Genomic DNA, 16,808 nt, shown 5'->3' with positions numbered 1-16,808 from the left:
TTTGAAAAGTGTGATATATGTTATATAACCAGTGGTTAACTTGGGTTATAATTAAATTAGTAATAGTTTCAAATTAAGTTTTATGTTGGTGGCAAATTTAGATATGTTAGAAATAAAGGGGGAGATAATTATGAGTGAAGAGTTGGGTAACTTGCAGACGATAGCGATGGGAATTATGCCTCATCAGGATTTAGAAAGGCCAATGGATTTGGCAATGGGTTTGGATATACCATTTTGGCCTCAACTTCCTAAAATGAATTATTATGAGGATATGTATGTTCAATTTGTTGATAAGTTTCCAGGGATAGTTATTGATGAGGAAGAGAAGAAGATCTGGTTGGAGACAGAACGGTTTTATGCTCAGTTACCATCTTTTATAGAGAACAGCAATAATTTAGATTATTTTAAATTATCAGAAGATTTCTCCGTTTCTTATTCTGATTTTTTAGAGAAGGATTTAAGTGATCGGCAGGCAATTAAAGGGCAGATTATCGGGCCAATCAGTTTTGGACTACGAATCTGTGATGAAGATAGAAAGCCGATTATTTATAATGATGAGCTTAGAGTCTTGTTATTTGATTTTACTAAACAGAAGCTGTTGGCCCAGTATCAAGATTTGAAAGAGAAGAATGAAAATGTAATTATTCATATAGATGAACCAGGTTTAGAAATGCTCTTTACTGGGGTTACTGGGTATACATCAGGTACTGCTAAGGGAGATTTGCAGGGGTTATTGACTGAAATTAGAGCGGAAGCACCAGAGATACCGTTAGCTATTCACTTGTGTGGTAAGCCAGATTGGGACTTCTTATTACAAGCTGAGATTGATATTCTTTCTTTTGATGCTTGTTCTTGTGGTAGTGCAGTTGTAAAATATAATAGTATGGTAGAATTCATAGAGGCAGGAAAGATAATTTCTTGGGGAATTGTTCCTACTAAGCTAGAAGAGTTAGAAGATTTAACTGCTGATAAGGTTATTGAGAATTTAGAAGAGTTATGGGCCAAACTTGTTGAGCGAGGAGTATCTAAAGAACAAATAATTGCTCAATCACAGTTGGCCCCTGCTACCTGTAATATCAGCCAAGGAGATTATGTTAGTGGAGTAGAAGAAGGATTTAAGTTATTAAAGGAAGTTTCAGAGAAATTAAAAAGCAAATATTTAGATTAATAACTCACTAATATTGACTTCTAGGTAGCTACCTAGAAGTCTTTTTTGGTTAATTTTATATTGCTAAGGGATAGAATATTTTTTATTAACTAAAGTAATAATATATATAGTTCAAGTAAATATCTAATGGGAGGTTGTACAAGTGAGAGAATTGACCCAAGCTGAGAAGTTAACATTGAGGGAATTATTACAGATGGAGACAAATGCCTTAACTAAAGCCAAAGCTACTCAGGAGATGATTGGTGATGAAGCTCTTAAAAAAGAAGCAGAATCTGCTATTTTAGCTATGGAAGGTAGAATTAAAGGAATGCAGCAATTTATCAATGAAAATAATATAATAAATAGTCAGGAGGTTCACTAATATGGGAAATTTAATGTCATCTTTAGTGAATGGTGATAACCTTAAAGATCAAACGGTAGCTAATGATATGATTGCAGGATCTAAAAGTGCAGCTACTGCTTATTTGTCTGCTATTTTAGAATCTTCTACACCTGAACTTAGATCAATGTATACTGATAGTTTAAATCAAATTTTAGCTGGTCATGCAGCATTAACTGATTTAGCTGTAAATAAGGATTGGTACAAGCCATATGATATGCCTGAACAACAACTCTCTGAAATTTTCAATCAATCGCAGCAGTTAGTTGAACTTCCTAAAGAGTAAGCCTAAAACCCCCTACTTTTAGTAGGGGGTTTTTAAAATTTTATCAAATAAAAGTTGAGTAAAAATTAAATAGGTCATCGGATTCAAACCGATGACCTATAGGAGTCCTATGTTGCTTAGATTATACCCAATAGGAATAAAACTAAAATCATAACTAAAACAGGATAACGTCGTAAATACCCTACTAATGGAGCAGTCATTTTATGTATCCCTCCCTTCAATAACAATTACTATTCTTTTACCACATAGTATGCAACGGGAAAAATTATGTTAATTAAATCTGAAATAAAATGGGTCAAATTTGAATTGCTTTGATGTATAAGATTAAAGCTTTGGTCAAATCCTAAAATTACTAATTGTTATTAATATGAAGGGAAAGGAGAGATTAATGGAGACGCTAGAAGGTTTATTACATGCACTTAAATTTCTTTTTTGGGCTTTAGCAGCACATCTTTTTCATTATCGACAAAACTTTTATCACTGGAGTTTGTGGGTACCGGTAATCTCTATCTATTTTTTAGCTGCTAATCTTTTTTTAGCAGAGTTTTATGGAGCAGATTGGGTATTAACATTATTGGCTATAACCTTAATTACTGTGATAGCTACAAATCTGTGGGGGGCTTATCTACATTGGGATGGTGTTAAAAGTAGGGTAGGTGGCGATAATGTTCATAATCATATAGTAGGACCTCCTGTAATTTTACCCTTGATAGTAGCTACTGTTGCTAGTATTGATCTATTAAGACTGCTGCAAGGAGGGATCAATTAATGATTGAGCGGAATACTTATTATCCAGATTATGATGTTTTAGATCAAATTGAAGAGTGGGATCCAGTTACTGCTGATGCAGTGCTTAAAAGATTAGGGCCTTTTCCTGCCCTTGAATTTTTAACAGGTGATGAAGAGCAGAGATTGAGAGTGATATGTAAACATCTTGTTTATGATAATCGAGATGATATTTTTGATTGGGTGATTCACTTTATTGATCAAACACTGGCTGATGAGAAAGGAGAATATCAAAGAAGTCCTGATGCACCACCGGAAAAGATTTTAGTCAGGGAAGGGTTGAAGGCGATTGATAAATTAGCTCAGAAGCTTTATGGTAATGATTTTCTTTCGATAGATGTTAAAGAGCAATTTGATATATTAGCTTCTTTACAGGTGGGAAAGGCGGCTAGTATTCCTGAATGGTCAACAATTCCTCAAAAGGATCTATTCGATAAGCTATTGGTCTTGACTGTTGCTCCTTATTATTCCCATCCAACTATCTGGTCAGAGATAGGTTATGGTGGCCCTGCCCATCCAAGAGGATATTATAGGATTGAACTTGGCCTGGCAGATCCTTGGGAGGCCCAAAGAAAAGATGTAACAGAGAAGGAGGAAGATAATGGAGAATGAAAGTCGTGTAGAAAAGGAAAGCTATGTACAGCATAATTGCGATCATTATAAGGATCATCGCTATGATGATCTAGAACATAGAAAGTATGGAGATAAAGAGGTAGATGTCTGTATAGTTGGTATGGGAGCAGCAGGAGGAGTATTGATCCATGAATTGAGCAAGGCAGGGTTAGAAGTAGTAGGGATTGAGGCTGGCCCTTTTTGGGATCCCCAGACTGATTTTGCTAGTGATGAGTTACATGCTTATTCATTAAATTGGCAGGATACTCGTTTATCTGGCGGAAATGATGCGTTGAAGTTTGGACCAAATAATTCAGGTCGAGGAGTTGGAGGTGGAACTACCCACTTTACTGGAGTATTTTATCGGTTCCATGAAAGCGATTTTAGGGTTAAATCTACCGATGGGGTGGGGGAGGATTGGCCTATTTCCTATCAAGATCTAGAACCTTATTATGATAAGATTGAGAATGATATTAAGGTCTCTGGGCCAAAACACTTTCCTTGGGGACCTTTTAATGGACCTTATCCTTATCCTGAGCGAGAACCGATCAGTGCTTGGGCCCAGGTCTTTCGTGAAGGGTGTGAGATCTTAGGAATTAGAAGTAGTGTACCCCCATTGGCAATTTTATCTGCACCATTTGATGGTCGCCCTCCTTGTACTAATCGAGGTTTTTGTAATGAGGGTTGTAAGCCTAATGCCAAATTTAGTACATTAATTCATCATATACCAAAAGCAATCCAAGAAGGAGCAGAGGTTATTACTGATTCGATGGTCACTAGAGTATTGGTAGATGATGATGGTACTGTAAGTGGTGTTGAATTTAATCATGACGGAAATTATTATCAACAGAAAGCTAAAGTAGTAATTATTTCAGCCTTTACAGTTGAAACACCAAGACTACTACTGAATTCAGCCTGTTCTCAATACCCTGATGGATTGGCCAATAGTAGTGGGTTGGTCGGAAAGTATATCATGCCCCATAGTGGACATGATGTCTTCGCTAAGTTTGATCAAGAGATGAGGTTATATAAAGGAACTCCTGTAATGGCCTGTACTCAAGATTTTTATGAAACAGATCCCGACAATGATTTTGTAAGAGGCTATACTTTGAATGCTCATGGTAATAGACCAGTAGCCACGGCTAAGATCTTGACTGCTGATGCTGGATATTGGGGTAAGGAGCTGCGTGAAATTATGCTGAACTTTAATTTTTATGCTCAGATAACGATGGTAGGTGAGGTGTTGCCTCAAAAAAAGAATCAAGTTACCTTAAGTGAAGAGAAGGATGAATATGGAATACCACGACCAAAAATAACCTTTAGTTATTGTGAAAATGATAATAAGATGATTGAGCATGGTGTAGAGAAGGCCAATCAGATCTTTAAAGCAAGAGGTGGGAAGCCTGCTTTTGTTGCAGCAGATACTGGTCATTTGTTAGGAGGGTGTCGGATGGGTGATGATCCGACTAATTCTGTAGTCAATGGATTCTGTCAAAGCCATGATATACCTAATCTCTTTATCTGTGGAGCTAGTGTCTTTACAACTTCTGGAGGGGCCAACCCAACTGAGACAATCATGGCTATTGCAGCAAGGACGGCAGATTATATTGCTGATTTGGGTAAAAAAGGTGAATTTTAATCAAAAAGAGGTAGTCTTATTTATTTTGATTGTGGTTTTTTAAGAAATAGTGTTAAGATATAATTAAATCTACCATATTTTTAGAGAGGAGCATAATGGATGAAGAAATTAGTTGTAGTATTAGTCCTAATTGTAGTTATGGGTTTTACATATTCAGATCTAACTTTAGCAAATGGAACACATATACCACCAGGTTTAGAAAGGACAGAAGGAGTGCCACCTGGCTTAGAAAAGAAGGGAGGCTTACCACCTGGTCAGGCTAAGAAGGTAGAAGATGAAGACAAATTAGATGAACTGACCAAAAAAGATCCAATTTTAGGGGCTAGTCGATCTTTATTTTTACCTGGCTTAGGTCAATATTATGTAGGGGATCAAGAAGGAGCACAAAAATTTATTGCTCTTGAAGCAGTTGGAGCGGGGTTATTATATACTTTTAGTGATCATGAGAGTACCAATAAGTTAATAGGTGCAGGGCTGATAGGATTAAGAGTTGTTTCCGCTGTGGATGCTTATGATCAAGTACTAGCTTATAATCAAAAACTTGCTGATAGATATAGTCTGGAGTTAAAAGAAGATGGAGCTAGGTTATATTTGGGCTATGAGTTTTGATTTTAAATGATGTATAAAAGCCTTTGCTGAGGAGATTATAAAAGCGGAGGCGATTTGAATGAGTAAGACTTCAAGAACACTTATTTTAAAATTTATTTTAACCTTTCTGGCTATGATAGCTACATTATTTTATATTGATGCTAATCCATTAGGTTGGGTCTTTGTAGTTGCTTTATTTGGGACTGTTGTAAATTATTTAATTGGTGATTTAATTATTTTATCTTTTTCTAATAATCTAATTGCTTCAGTTGGTAATGGTTTAATGGCAGCAGTGATAGCTTTTGTTTTTGATTTAGTGACTGTTGTTAATATTACTTTTACCTCGTTGGTTTTTTTAGTAATAATAATTGCAGCAGTAGAATATCTATTTCATCAGTATTTACTAGCGGTTGAAGAGGTTTTACCTGAATAATAAAAACTGGAATAAAAAAGACCATTTAAATGGTCTTTTTTATTTTGTATTACAAAATTTGGAATAATACTGATTAAAAGCAGGAATTAAATGATTAATCTAGAAAGGTAAAAGAGTGATAAGGAATAATTTATACTAAAAGGTAATAATTACTATACAGTACAATAAATATAGATAGAGAATTTCAAATTAAAATGATTGATAAAAATTCAAGGGGAAGAAGATAATAATACAGAAGGAGGAATAATAATGAGCAAGAGATATGAAGATCAAGCTTGGCAGGAAAGAATGAGGATTAAATTAGATATTAATAATATGTTTAGTGAAAATGTAGGAGAGGAACATGGGTATACTCAAGATGATATCAGTAATATGCAGACTCAAGCTGAGAATGCACATCAAGCAATTCTAGCAGCAAAAGAAGAAGGAACACTAGGTTTTATGGAATTGCCTGAGACGCATCAAGAGATTGCAGCTGAAATCAAAGAATTTGCTCAAAATAATGCTCAGCAGTATGATAATTTTGTAGTTTTAGGGATTGGGGGTTCTGCGTTAGGTAATATTGCTTTACAGACTGCTTTAAATCATCCTTATTATAATATAAATGAAGAAGCTAGGGGTGATTATCCAAAATTATTTGTTCCTGATAATGTTGATCCTGTTCGGTTGAAGGGGTTATTGGAAACATTAGATTTAGAAAAGACTATCTTTAATGTTATTTCTAAGTCAGGTGGAACTGCTGAAACGATGAGTCAATTCTTAACTGCTCGGAGTTTGGTTGTTGAGGAGTTAGGAGCAGAAGCAGTTGCTGAACACTTCATTGCTACGACCAGTCAAGATTCTGGAAATCTAATTAAGATTGCTAAACAAGAAGGAATTAAAACTTATTATATTCCTGAAAATGTAGGAGGGCGTTTTTCTGTTTTAAGTCCAGTTGGGCTGGTATCTGCAGCATTTACTGGAATAGATATTGAAGAGTTATTAGCAGGAGCACGGTATATGGCTCAGTTGTGTGATACGGAAGATTTATGGGCCAATCCTGCTTATTTGAATGCTACTTTACATTATTTAGCTGATCAAGATGGCAAGCCAATGTCTGTGATGATGCCTTATTCCCATTCACTGAAGGATATAGCCGACTGGTATCGACAGTTGTGGGCTGAATCATTAGGTAAAAGAGTTAATCGTGAGGGAGAAGTTGTTCACGTTGGCCCGACGCCAATTAAGGCATTAGGTGCTACAGATCAACATTCTCAAGCCCAACTATATATGGAGGGGCCTTTTGATAAAGTAGTTACATTTTTAGAGGTTGAGGAATTTAAAGAAGAATTAGAGATTGGATTTGGATATGATGAGATTGCAGGTGTCTCTTATTTAGGAGGAACTACCTTTAATCAGTTGATTACTACTGAAAAGAAAGCAACTGAATTAGCTTTAACTAAGAAAAACCGCTTGAACTGTACAGTTATCTTCCCTGAAGTAAATGAGTTTACCATGGGCCAATTTATCTATATGTATGAGTTACAGACTGCTTTTGCTGGTGAGTTATATAATATTGATGCCTTTAATCAACCAGGGGTTGAGTTAGGCAAGGAATATACCTATGGTGTATTAGGTAGAGAAGGATTTTCAGAGATGAAAGATGAGTTTGATGCTCGACCTAGTAAAGATGGAAATTTAATTATTTAAGTTTTTAACAGACCCTTTAAAGGGTCTGTTTTGTATAGGGGATGAAATTTTTTCTAAGAGGATTTAGTTTTCAAGGCATAGAAATATGAAAGGGGGGAAGATATATTTTAATAACTAGAAATATCTTCGAAAAATTAACATAAGATTAAATTAGGGGATTTTAATTTAGAGAGGGAGGCAAGGTAACGATTATTCTGTTAATCTTTAGTTTGGCACTGTTTTTTTTATTTGGTATGGGTTTAATTGGGAGAAAAGAGATTCCATTTACGCCTTTGCTGGAAAAGGAAGTTAATGGTAGGTGGCAAAAGGATGATTATGACTGTAATTTGATCGTTAAAATTTTAACAAAGCCAGATAATAATTTGGAATTACCTAAATATCATCAAAAAGTACCTGAGCGTTTAAATATTGATTATGATAAGTATTATTTAATCTATGTCTCTTTAGGTGAATATAATGCCTGTCGGTATGATATTAAAATTGATAAGATTATTAAACGAAAGGATAAAGTGATTATCAAAGTTAAGACAGTCAGTTGTACACCTGAGTGTATAGGTTTAGAATTAATTAGTCTGCCTTATGATTTAGTAAAAGTTCCTAAAAAACATTTGATTAAAGATGAAGAAGAATTAAAATTTAAATTTATTGATCAAGAGAATAATTTATTAACTAGTAAGAGTTTAAAATTAAGCTAATTTAAATATAAGTTGAATTTAACTTTTTCACTCAAGCACTGCAAGTTAAAAAGAACTTAAGTTAATTAAACTGAAGAAAATCATTAATCCAATTTATATAGCTGGAAGGAGAAGAATAGTGGCAACTAAGTATAAAGTATTCATTCTAGTATTTGTGGCAGCAGTAGTACTAACATCAGTTCAAGTTGAAGCTCAAGGAGCAGATTTATTAGTTAATGGGGAAGAAGTAGATGTAAATTTAAGAATTGTTAATGGAAGAACGATGGTACCACTTGATTTTGTCAATGATTATTTTGGAGCTGAGGTGGAATGGGAAGCGGGATCATCTGAAGGAAAGGTTATTCATCCTCATAAAGTAATTGAGTTAGAAATTGGCAATAAAATCGCTTTAGTCAATTCTGAACCTGTTCCTTTAGGTGAGAATGTTAGGTCAATAGATGGACAAGTTATGTTACCATTAAGGTTTTTAACAGGAATTTATGGTGGGAATTTAGCTTGGCAGGAAAGTAGTAAATCAATTTATTATCAAACTAATCAACTCAAAGGTGTTGAAGTTAAAGATGAAGAAGATACCTTTAAATTAATTATTGATTCTAATTTTATTTCTAATTATGATTTGCAGTTATATCATCAGCCAACCAGATTAGTTTTGGATATGCATGATGTTAGTTTTAAAGAACTACAAGAAACAATCAATGTTGGAAGTGAGTCAGTAAATAGGGTTCGATTTAGCCAGTTTGATTTTGCTCCTGCAATTGCTAGAATTGTAGTTGATATTGGAAATATGAGTAGTTATAATATAAAAGAAGATGGTTCTAATTTGATTTTGGAAGTTGAAGCTAAAGAAGAAGTAATAACTTCTTCAATTATTAGTACTAATCATGATTTAATTAATCAATTACGATTAACAAATAAAAGAGTTGTAATTGATCCTGGACATGGTGGAACTGATTCTGGGGCAATAGGTGTTACGGGGTTAAAGGAGAAAGAAGTTGCTCTTGATATAGCTACTAGAGTTGATGATTTATTATATCAAGCAGGGATTAATACCTTGATGACAAGAAGGGATGACTCTTTTATTTCATTAGCGCAACGGGCTGAGATAGCTAATAGATTTGATGCTGATTTATTTGTCAGCATTCATTCTAATGCTAGTTATAATTCATGGGCCAATGGATTAGAAACTTATGCTCATTGGGATGCTAGTCAAGATAATTGGGCTTTAGCCTGGTATGTACAAGATGAAATTTTGCAAAGGACAGATTTTACAGACCATGGTTTAAAAGCTGCTAACTTTGCTGTCTTAAGAAGAACAAATCTACCAGCTATCTTAGTAGAAGCTGGATTTTTATCCAATCCTGCCGATGAAGAACTGTTAAGGTCATCCCAATTTAGACAGCAAATTGCTGAAGGGGTTGTAGCAGGAATTAAAAGATACTTTGCAGAACAAAGCTAATTATCTTTTAAAGAATTTAGTAGAGTTTTGTCGTTGAAAATTAATTTTCTTGTAATTTATCAAATAACTTGGAAGTTAAAAGAGGATTTTACCTAATGAGACAGAATATTAAATATAAGATAAATTAAGAGAATGTAGAAAATCGTCTAGTTTAGGGGGCAGGAGCGATGCCAAAAAAATTATCGATAGTTGTGTTACTGATATTAGTTTCTATTATTTCATTGCAAGTGGATGCCACAGAAAGGGTTAGTTTAGAAATTAACGGAGATATTGTGACTGATGATTTAGATTATAAATTATTGGATGAGGATATATTGATTCCATTACATAATCTAACAGATAACTTACCGATTAAAGTTAGGTGGTTCAGTGCAATAGAGACATTACAGTTAGAAACTGAAGAAAGGGTTGTTAAACTAAGAATAGGTGACCCTAACTTACAAGTTAGTCAGCAGATGATTCAAGTTCCTGTAGCTGCTGAATTGGTTGATGATCAACCGATGGTGCCTCTTAATGCTTTAGGTGATATCTTAGGTCTAGTGATTGATGTTGAGCCTGATGATAATATAGTTAAGATATCTGAAACTAGAGCAGAATTAGAAGCAATAGACTATGTAGTAAATGATGATTATGAAGGTCTAAAGGTAACAACTAATGAGCCGATAGATTATCAGCTTGATTTAGTTCGAGAGCCATATCGGATAGCTTTTGATTTAGAACGAACTGCTCTTAATCAGGAGTTAGACAAATTAGATTTAGATAGTCAGTTGGTTGAAGATGTTAGAGTTGCTCAGTTTGATGCTAGGACGACACGGGTTGTATTAGATTTATTTGCTAATGTTGATTATCAGCTTCAAGAGCTAGAAAGTGATAGTGATGATCAGTATAAGTATTTATTACGGGTTAGTCCAATTATTAAAGGTATAAGTCATAGTGAAGAAGGTTTAAAAGTAGATGCTACACGACCATTACAAGCTAGTTCAGTAAGTTATTTATCAAATCCTCAACGAGCTGTAATTGACATTAAAAATGCAGCTTTAGCAGAAAGTCAAACTTTAGAAGTTGATGATCCATTGATTGAAGAAGTTAGAATGAGTCAATATCAGACTGATCCTAATAATATAGTTAGAGTTGTGTTAGATACAAAGGATAACACTAAAGTTAATTTGGCTCACCAAGATGAATCATTGCTAATTAAATCAATTAAATCTGAATTAGAAGAGATAGCTTATAGTGATACTCATGGACAGTTGTTATCTTTTGACTTAACTGAAAGAGTAGAGCCAGAAGTAATGCCTTTAGCAGAAGGTAGTAGGCTTGTCTTTGATTTTCCTGATACCAACAAAGAGATGATTGAAGATCAGATAGATATTGATAGTGAATTGGTTAAAGGAGTACGTAGTTCTCAATTTAGTGATGATAAAACCAGAGTAGTTGTTGATTTAGAGGAGCTTGTTCCTTATGAGTTGGATTGGGAAGGAACTACCTTACAGGTTAGCTTGATGAATCGCTTATTAGATTTAGAGACGAGTACTGAAGGGTTAAAGACTGAACTAGGCTTATCTTTATTGGCCCCAACAGAGTATGAGGTCTATAAATTATATGATCCATATCGTTTAGTAGTTGATTTAGAAAATACAGTCGTAGACACAAAACAGCTTGCTATGTCTGAAAAGTTAGGGATGGTGAATGACGTTAGGGTAAGTCAGTTTTCTGCTGACCCTAAACAGGTAAGGGTTGTCTTTGATTTAGACAGTGATGTAACATTTGAAGTGGAATCTGATGAACGGACTCAAGATATTGATATTAAATTGAATAGATTTAATCTTAAAGATAGAATTATAGTTGTTGATGCAGGTCATGGTGGTTATGATCCGGGAGCAATAAGTCCTTCAGGTTTAAGGGAGAAGGATGTAGTATTAGATATCTCCTTAATTTTAGAAGAGCTGTTGAAGGATGCAGGAGCCAAAGTGGTAATGACCCGACGTGATGATCACTTTGTTAGTTTACCGGAGAGAAGTGAAATTGCTAATAGCCTAGATGCTGATCTATTTATTAGTGTTCATGCTAATTCTCATACTGATGAGCGACAGTTAGGGACAGAGACTTATATAGTACGTGATGCTGATAAAGAAGAGATTTCGCTAGCTGAGTATATTCAGCAAAATAAGGTTGAAAGATTAGAGACTCATGACCGAGGAGTTAAGAAAAATAACCTATCAGTATTAAGGAATACTGAAATTCCAGCAGTTTTAAGTGAAGTAGCTTTCTTAAGTAATCCAGAAGATGAAAAGTTATTGAAAAAGGATAGCTTTAAGCAAGAAGCGGCTATAGCGTTATATAAGGGGATCAGTCAATATTTTGAATTGTTACTAGAGGAGGAGTTGTAATGAGTACTTCTAAGGCTAGGAACCTATTGATAATAGGTGTAATTGTTGTGATTGTAGCTTTAATTTTGACCTATCCTCGCTTTTTTGCTACAACTGAGATTGAGCTTTATTTTAGTGATGCTCAGGATCAACTATTAGTGGTCGAAACGCGAGATGTAAGGAGAAATAACTTATATCAAAATACGATTGAGGAATTGATTAAAGGACCACAGTCAGAAGAGGTAGGGGTTACAATTCCTCCTGAAACAGAAGTGATTGATTTAGAAATAAAGGATCAATTAGCTATAGCAGATTTTAATCAAGAGTTAGTTGAGGAACATTGGGGTGGTACAACTGGAGAGATATTAACTGTCTATTCGATTGTTACCACGTTGGCCCAATTTGATGAGATAGAGCAGGTACAGATTTTAGTTGAAGGAGAAAAGATGAAAACATTAAGTGGGCATTTAAATTTGGAACAGCCACTAGAAGTTGACCCTCAGTTAATAAAATAAGAGCGAATAATTTTTAGCGAGACTTATTGTCTCGCTTTTAATTTGTTTAATTTAAAATAAGTTAGCTAAGTTGCATATAATATAATTAATAACTGATTAGTATTTTTAATAATTAAACTAGGAAAAGGTGAATAGGATGGTGAAGATGGATAAAAACAGTCCGATTGTTTTATTTGATTCTGGGGTAGGAGGATTAACGATTGCTAAAGAGGTGATGAGTGAATTTCCTAATGAAGATATTATTTATTTCGGTGATACAGCTCATCTTCCTTATGGTTCCCGCCCCCAAGCTGAGGTTAGAAAGTTTGCATTTGAGATCATAGATTATTTTTTAGAGTTAGAGGCTAAGATGGTGATTATTGCTTGTAATACTGCCACTGCTGCTGGACTTAAAGCTGCAAAAAAGAAGTTTGGGGTTTCGATTATTGGCCCGATTCAGCCTGGAGTAAGAGAAGCAATCTTAGCTACTAGCAATAATAAGATTGGAGTAATTGCTACTGAGGGAACGATTGGAAGTGGTGCTTATCAAAGAGCCTTGCAGACTAAATCAGCAGATGTTGAAGTTTATGCTCAAGCTTGTCCAAAGTTTATTCCTTTAGTAGAAGCAGGGGAGTTATATAGTCAAAAGACCAAACAGATTGCCCAGCGTTATTTAACTTCTTTGGTAAAAGAAGAGATTGATACACTATTATTAGGTTGTACTCATTTTCCTTACTTAGGAAAGGTGTTGCAGGAGGTTGTAGGTGAAAGTGTTAATTTAATCTATCCTGGTCGAGGAATTGCTTTGCAGGTAAGGGATATTTTAGAAAGAAAAGCTCTATTAAGCCCTACTCCAACTAAAGGAAAGCGAGAATTTTATATCAGTGATTTAGATAAGTTATCAGCTAAATTTGTAAGATTAGGAAAAGAATTTTTGAATCTTAAAGAATTAGAATTCAAAGAACTCGATTTATGGAGCAGCTAGCCTAGGGTTAGCTGTTTTTTGTATTTAGGAAATTATTTTTTTAGGGGTTGTGGATGATCTTTGTCAGTTTGTATTTGTTGGTTTTACTTAAACTTAATCTTAGACTTAAACTTAGTTGCCGGAGGCAACTTTTTTATTTTAAATTTTTGATGTATAAGAATGTCATAAGTCAGGAAGAATATTTATAAGAAATATAATTACAAGGAGTGAGAAGTATGGAGTTAGAAGAGTTGACGAAAAAGGAGCAGATTATTAATTATGCTAGACATGACCCCTTTTTGAAAATTAGTGAAATAGCTGAAAATGTGGAGACAACTCCACGCTATGTCAGAACAATTCTGTCTGAAGCTAATATTTCTTTAATGGAGTTGCGAGAAAAACATGCTCGTAATATGGAACAGAGGTTAGAAAGAAAAGAGTATAATTTACAGAAGGCAACGGTTCAATTAATGAAAGGTAAGGGCAAGATTGAAGTAGGGGAAATTAAGTTTAAGCGGATTAAAGATGTAGAAGTTGATGAACTAGTCAAGGTAGAAGAAGAAGAAGAGTTATATAAGATAGTACAAAAGAAATTAGTTGATGGTAATCCATATGGATTACAAGAAATTATTACTTATTTAAGTAGTAACATTAATCAACAAAGAATTGCAGATCTGGATTCATTATATGAGTTGTTCAATGATAATGGACTGGATAACTTAAAGTTTAGAAGTAATGTGATGCAGGTGGAAAAGGCTAATCCAATGTTAGCTAATAAACTTGAGTTGAAAAATAATGAACCGGTGATTAAAAGCCAACGAGTAATTTTAATTGATAAGCTACCTGTGGCAATAGAGAATTATTATTTTGATGCTAATAGTATTCAACTTGTTTTTCCTGGTGAGTTAGTAGTTTAGTATTGACTTTTAAATTAATTATGATATAATTAGCGTGGAAGTAAAAAGCCGAGGTGGCGGAATTGGCAGACGCGTAGCGTTGAGGGCGCTATGGGTATTTTATCCGTGTGGGTTCAAATCCCACTCTCGGCACCAATTCTTTGTTAAACTACTTAGAGCTGAAAAAAATATTTATAATAATTTAGTGTGAATTTGAACAGCATGCTCTTTTTGAAGGGTATGCTGTTTTTGTAATTATAAAATAATAAATAAATTGAAGTAAAATTCCGGACTAGTAGTTCGGAATTTTATTTTTGAATATTAAATGGATTAAAGGTAATTATAATAAATAATAAGTAAAATAAGGAGGATAGAATGAAAAAACTATTAGCATTAACATTAGTATTATTGTTGATTGGAGTTGGAACTATTGTTTATTATGGTCAGACAGGAGTTGAAATGGAAGAGAGCCATGCAGGGACTCCTAGTTTTTGGAGTCTATCACCAGAAGCAAGGTTGATGGCAAGAGTTGTTTATAGTGAAGCTCGAGGAGAGCCTTTTTTAGGACAAGTATCAGTTGCAGCAGTAATTATGAACCGAGTTGAAAGTGATGATTTTCCTAATACAATATCAGGAGTAATTTATCAACCTTGGGCCTTTACACCTGTAATGCATGGACTTATTTGGAATGTAACACCAGGGCCAGAAGCGGTACGAGCAACAGTTAATGCCTATAATGGTTGGGATCCGACTTATGGATCTGAATATTTTTATAATCCAGATAAAATCACTTCATATTGGGTTACTACTCGTGAGACAGTACGTAGAATCGGTAAACATGTTTTTGCTAGATAGAGGGGGGGATGATTTTGAAAAAGAGATGGTTGACAGTAGCTGGAATTATTTTAGCAGTAGCAGTTGCAGGATATTGGGGTCGTAATATGTATCTTACTTATCAACAAATGAGAAGTGAAGTCAACAATAGGTATGAACATGCTTTTCAAGGGTTAAATGATCATGTCGATGATTTGGAATCTGAATTAGGAACAGTATTAATTGGAGAGGCACCTGATAATTTAGCAGTAAACCTATCTAATATTTGGGAATCAACTTCTGGAGCTCAAGAGGATATAGGAGAACTACCAATAGCTAGTGATTCATTAGATGAGGTAAAGGATTTATTACAGAAGACAGGACAATATGCTAAACATTTAGAAAAAGAAGTTGTTGATGGTGGGATAAGTGAAGAAGATAAAGAGGTTATTAGAGAGCTTCATAATAAGGTAACTACAATAAACCGTAATTTAGAAACGATTCATGATGAAATGGAGCAAGCAGGATTTAGGTGGCATGATAAACGAAGGGTAAAAATTGATGAGGATGAACAAAGATTTTCTATTACTCCTTTAGCTGGTTTATTAGAGTTGAGGGATGAAATAAATGTTGATAATATTTCAGTTAAGTTAAAAGAGGTTCTACCAGCTGGAGTTATTGATTTTGAGCCTCAAGATTTAATCACAAGTTTATCTCAACTTGATGGAGAAGAGATAGATCAAAATCAAGCAGTTGAGATAGCTCAAAATTTCATTAGGAATCCAGAGAAGTATGAATATGAAATAATTCCTAATGATACGATAGATGTAGAAGGTGAAATAGTAGAAGCTCATGTACCTGCTCATACTGTTAGAGCAGTTAATACTACTCGGGCTAATGAAACCCTCTATTTTGATATTTCTAAAGTAGGTGGAAAAGTAATTTCTTTACTTAATCAACGAGAAGTTGGACAAGCACAAATAGATGAAGAAGAAGCAGAAGATATTGCACTTCAATTTTTAGAAGAAAATGAATTTGGTAATTTAGCTGTCAGTTCTACTAGAAGGTTTAATGATATTATGTTGTTATCTATAATTCCAAAACAGAATGATGTTTTAATTAAACCAGATGCAATCAATATAGAAGTAGCTTTGGATAATGGAGATATAATAGCCTATAACGGACTTGATTATATTTTGAATCATAGAGAAAGAGAAGAAGAGAAGCTAGAAGCGGATTTAAGTGTAGAAGAAGCTGAAGAACAGATTAGTAATAATTTAGATTTAAGTAGGGAGCCACGACTTGTCTTGGCAGAAGTGGATGGAGAAGAGGTTCTTTCTTATGAGTTTATTGGTAAAATTACTGAAGAAGGTACAGGTAGTTATTTAATTCAGATTAACGCTAATACTGGAGAAGAAGAGAGAGTTAAGAGTATTGACCAAGATATTTATAAAAATGTAAGTTAAGAATATTGGCTGCCTTTAGGCAGCCAATATTTTTGTATTTTAGAGTAAATCTAAGAAAAAGAAAGAAGAAAGGAG

The 16,808-nt window shown here is 34.3% G+C and carries 17 protein-coding genes and 1 tRNA gene; all 18 read left to right on the top strand.

The window, feature by feature from the left end:
• The first annotated feature begins 130 nt into the window (after positions 1-130).
• The 18 genes from MWH28_RS07170 (at position 131) to MWH28_RS07085 (ending at position 16,733) form a co-directional block, all read left to right on the top strand.
• Positions 131-1,168: a uroporphyrinogen decarboxylase/cobalamine-independent methonine synthase family protein gene (locus tag MWH28_RS07170; RefSeq protein WP_248618626.1), complete on the top strand. Its 1,038-nt coding sequence runs from the start codon at positions 131-133 to the stop codon at positions 1,166-1,168.
• A gap of 142 nt (positions 1,169-1,310) precedes the next feature.
• The gene (locus MWH28_RS07165; RefSeq protein WP_248618625.1) at positions 1,311-1,529 is read left to right on the top strand and encodes a hypothetical protein; all 219 of its coding nucleotides are present in this window, start codon (positions 1,311-1,313) and stop codon (positions 1,527-1,529) included.
• 1 nt (position 1,530) lies between these two features.
• Positions 1,531-1,833, top strand: a complete 303-nt coding sequence (locus MWH28_RS07160) for a spore coat protein (RefSeq protein WP_248618624.1) — start codon at positions 1,531-1,533, stop codon at positions 1,831-1,833.
• Positions 1,834-2,221: 388 nt separating this feature from the next.
• On the top strand, positions 2,222-2,602 hold the full coding sequence (locus MWH28_RS07155; RefSeq protein ID WP_248618623.1) for a hypothetical protein: 381 nt from the start codon (positions 2,222-2,224) through the stop codon (positions 2,600-2,602).
• Entirely contained in the window at positions 2,602-3,231 is a 630-nt protein-coding gene (locus MWH28_RS07150) for a gluconate 2-dehydrogenase subunit 3 family protein (protein WP_248618622.1), read from the top strand. Before MWH28_RS07155 ends, MWH28_RS07150 begins: the two co-directional genes overlap by 1 nt.
• Positions 3,221-4,870: a GMC family oxidoreductase gene (locus MWH28_RS07145; protein ID WP_248618621.1), complete on the top strand. Its 1,650-nt coding sequence runs from the start codon at positions 3,221-3,223 to the stop codon at positions 4,868-4,870. The genes MWH28_RS07150 and MWH28_RS07145 overlap by 11 nt, the downstream gene beginning before the upstream one ends.
• A 99-nt stretch (positions 4,871-4,969) precedes the next feature.
• The gene (locus MWH28_RS07140; protein WP_248618620.1) at positions 4,970-5,479 is read left to right on the top strand and encodes a hypothetical protein; all 510 of its coding nucleotides are present in this window, start codon (positions 4,970-4,972) and stop codon (positions 5,477-5,479) included.
• A gap of 58 nt (positions 5,480-5,537) precedes the next feature.
• Positions 5,538-5,891 carry a DUF2512 family protein gene (locus tag MWH28_RS07135; protein ID WP_248618619.1) on the top strand — a complete coding sequence of 118 codons (354 nt, stop codon included), beginning with the start codon at positions 5,538-5,540 and terminating at the stop codon, positions 5,889-5,891.
• 249 nt (positions 5,892-6,140) lie between these two features.
• Entirely contained in the window at positions 6,141-7,580 is a 1,440-nt protein-coding gene (locus tag MWH28_RS07130) for a glucose-6-phosphate isomerase (protein WP_248618618.1), read from the top strand.
• 233 nt (positions 7,581-7,813) lie between these two features.
• Positions 7,814-8,275: a protease complex subunit PrcB family protein gene (locus MWH28_RS07125; RefSeq protein ID WP_248618617.1), complete on the top strand. Its 462-nt coding sequence runs from the start codon at positions 7,814-7,816 to the stop codon at positions 8,273-8,275.
• A gap of 118 nt (positions 8,276-8,393) precedes the next feature.
• A complete protein-coding gene (locus MWH28_RS07120) occupies positions 8,394-9,731 on the top strand; it encodes an N-acetylmuramoyl-L-alanine amidase family protein (RefSeq protein ID WP_248618616.1) in 1,338 nt (445 codons plus the stop codon).
• 167 nt (positions 9,732-9,898) lie between these two features.
• Positions 9,899-12,121: an N-acetylmuramoyl-L-alanine amidase family protein gene (locus MWH28_RS07115; RefSeq protein ID WP_248618615.1), complete on the top strand. Its 2,223-nt coding sequence runs from the start codon at positions 9,899-9,901 to the stop codon at positions 12,119-12,121.
• Positions 12,121-12,615: a GerMN domain-containing protein gene (locus tag MWH28_RS07110; protein ID WP_248618614.1), complete on the top strand. Its 495-nt coding sequence runs from the start codon at positions 12,121-12,123 to the stop codon at positions 12,613-12,615. The genes MWH28_RS07115 and MWH28_RS07110 overlap by 1 nt, the downstream gene beginning before the upstream one ends.
• A 145-nt stretch (positions 12,616-12,760) precedes the next feature.
• Positions 12,761-13,579 carry a glutamate racemase gene (murI, locus tag MWH28_RS07105; RefSeq protein ID WP_248618613.1) on the top strand — a complete coding sequence of 273 codons (819 nt, stop codon included), beginning with the start codon at positions 12,761-12,763 and terminating at the stop codon, positions 13,577-13,579.
• Positions 13,580-13,794: 215 nt separating this feature from the next.
• Entirely contained in the window at positions 13,795-14,475 is a 681-nt protein-coding gene (locus MWH28_RS07100) for a UTRA domain-containing protein (protein WP_248618612.1), read from the top strand.
• Positions 14,476-14,522: 47 nt separating this feature from the next.
• Positions 14,523-14,610: transfer RNA gene (locus MWH28_RS07095), tRNA-Leu, on the top strand.
• 219 nt (positions 14,611-14,829) lie between these two features.
• Positions 14,830-15,309 (top strand): cell wall hydrolase, encoded by a 480-nt coding sequence (locus MWH28_RS07090; protein ID WP_248618611.1) that lies wholly within the window; start codon positions 14,830-14,832, stop codon positions 15,307-15,309.
• Positions 15,310-15,323: 14 nt separating this feature from the next.
• Positions 15,324-16,733 (top strand): PepSY1/2 domain-containing protein, encoded by a 1,410-nt coding sequence (locus MWH28_RS07085; protein ID WP_248618610.1) that lies wholly within the window; start codon positions 15,324-15,326, stop codon positions 16,731-16,733.
• Positions 16,734-16,808: the final 75 nt, after the last annotated feature.

It is taken from the genome of Natroniella sulfidigena (assembly GCF_023223645.1).
In the GTDB taxonomy this organism is placed as follows: domain Bacteria; phylum Bacillota; class Halanaerobiia; order Halobacteroidales; family Halobacteroidaceae; genus Natroniella; species Natroniella sulfidigena.
The sequence above is the reverse complement of the archived record's forward strand: the minus strand, read 5'-3'. Positions and strand labels throughout refer to the sequence as shown.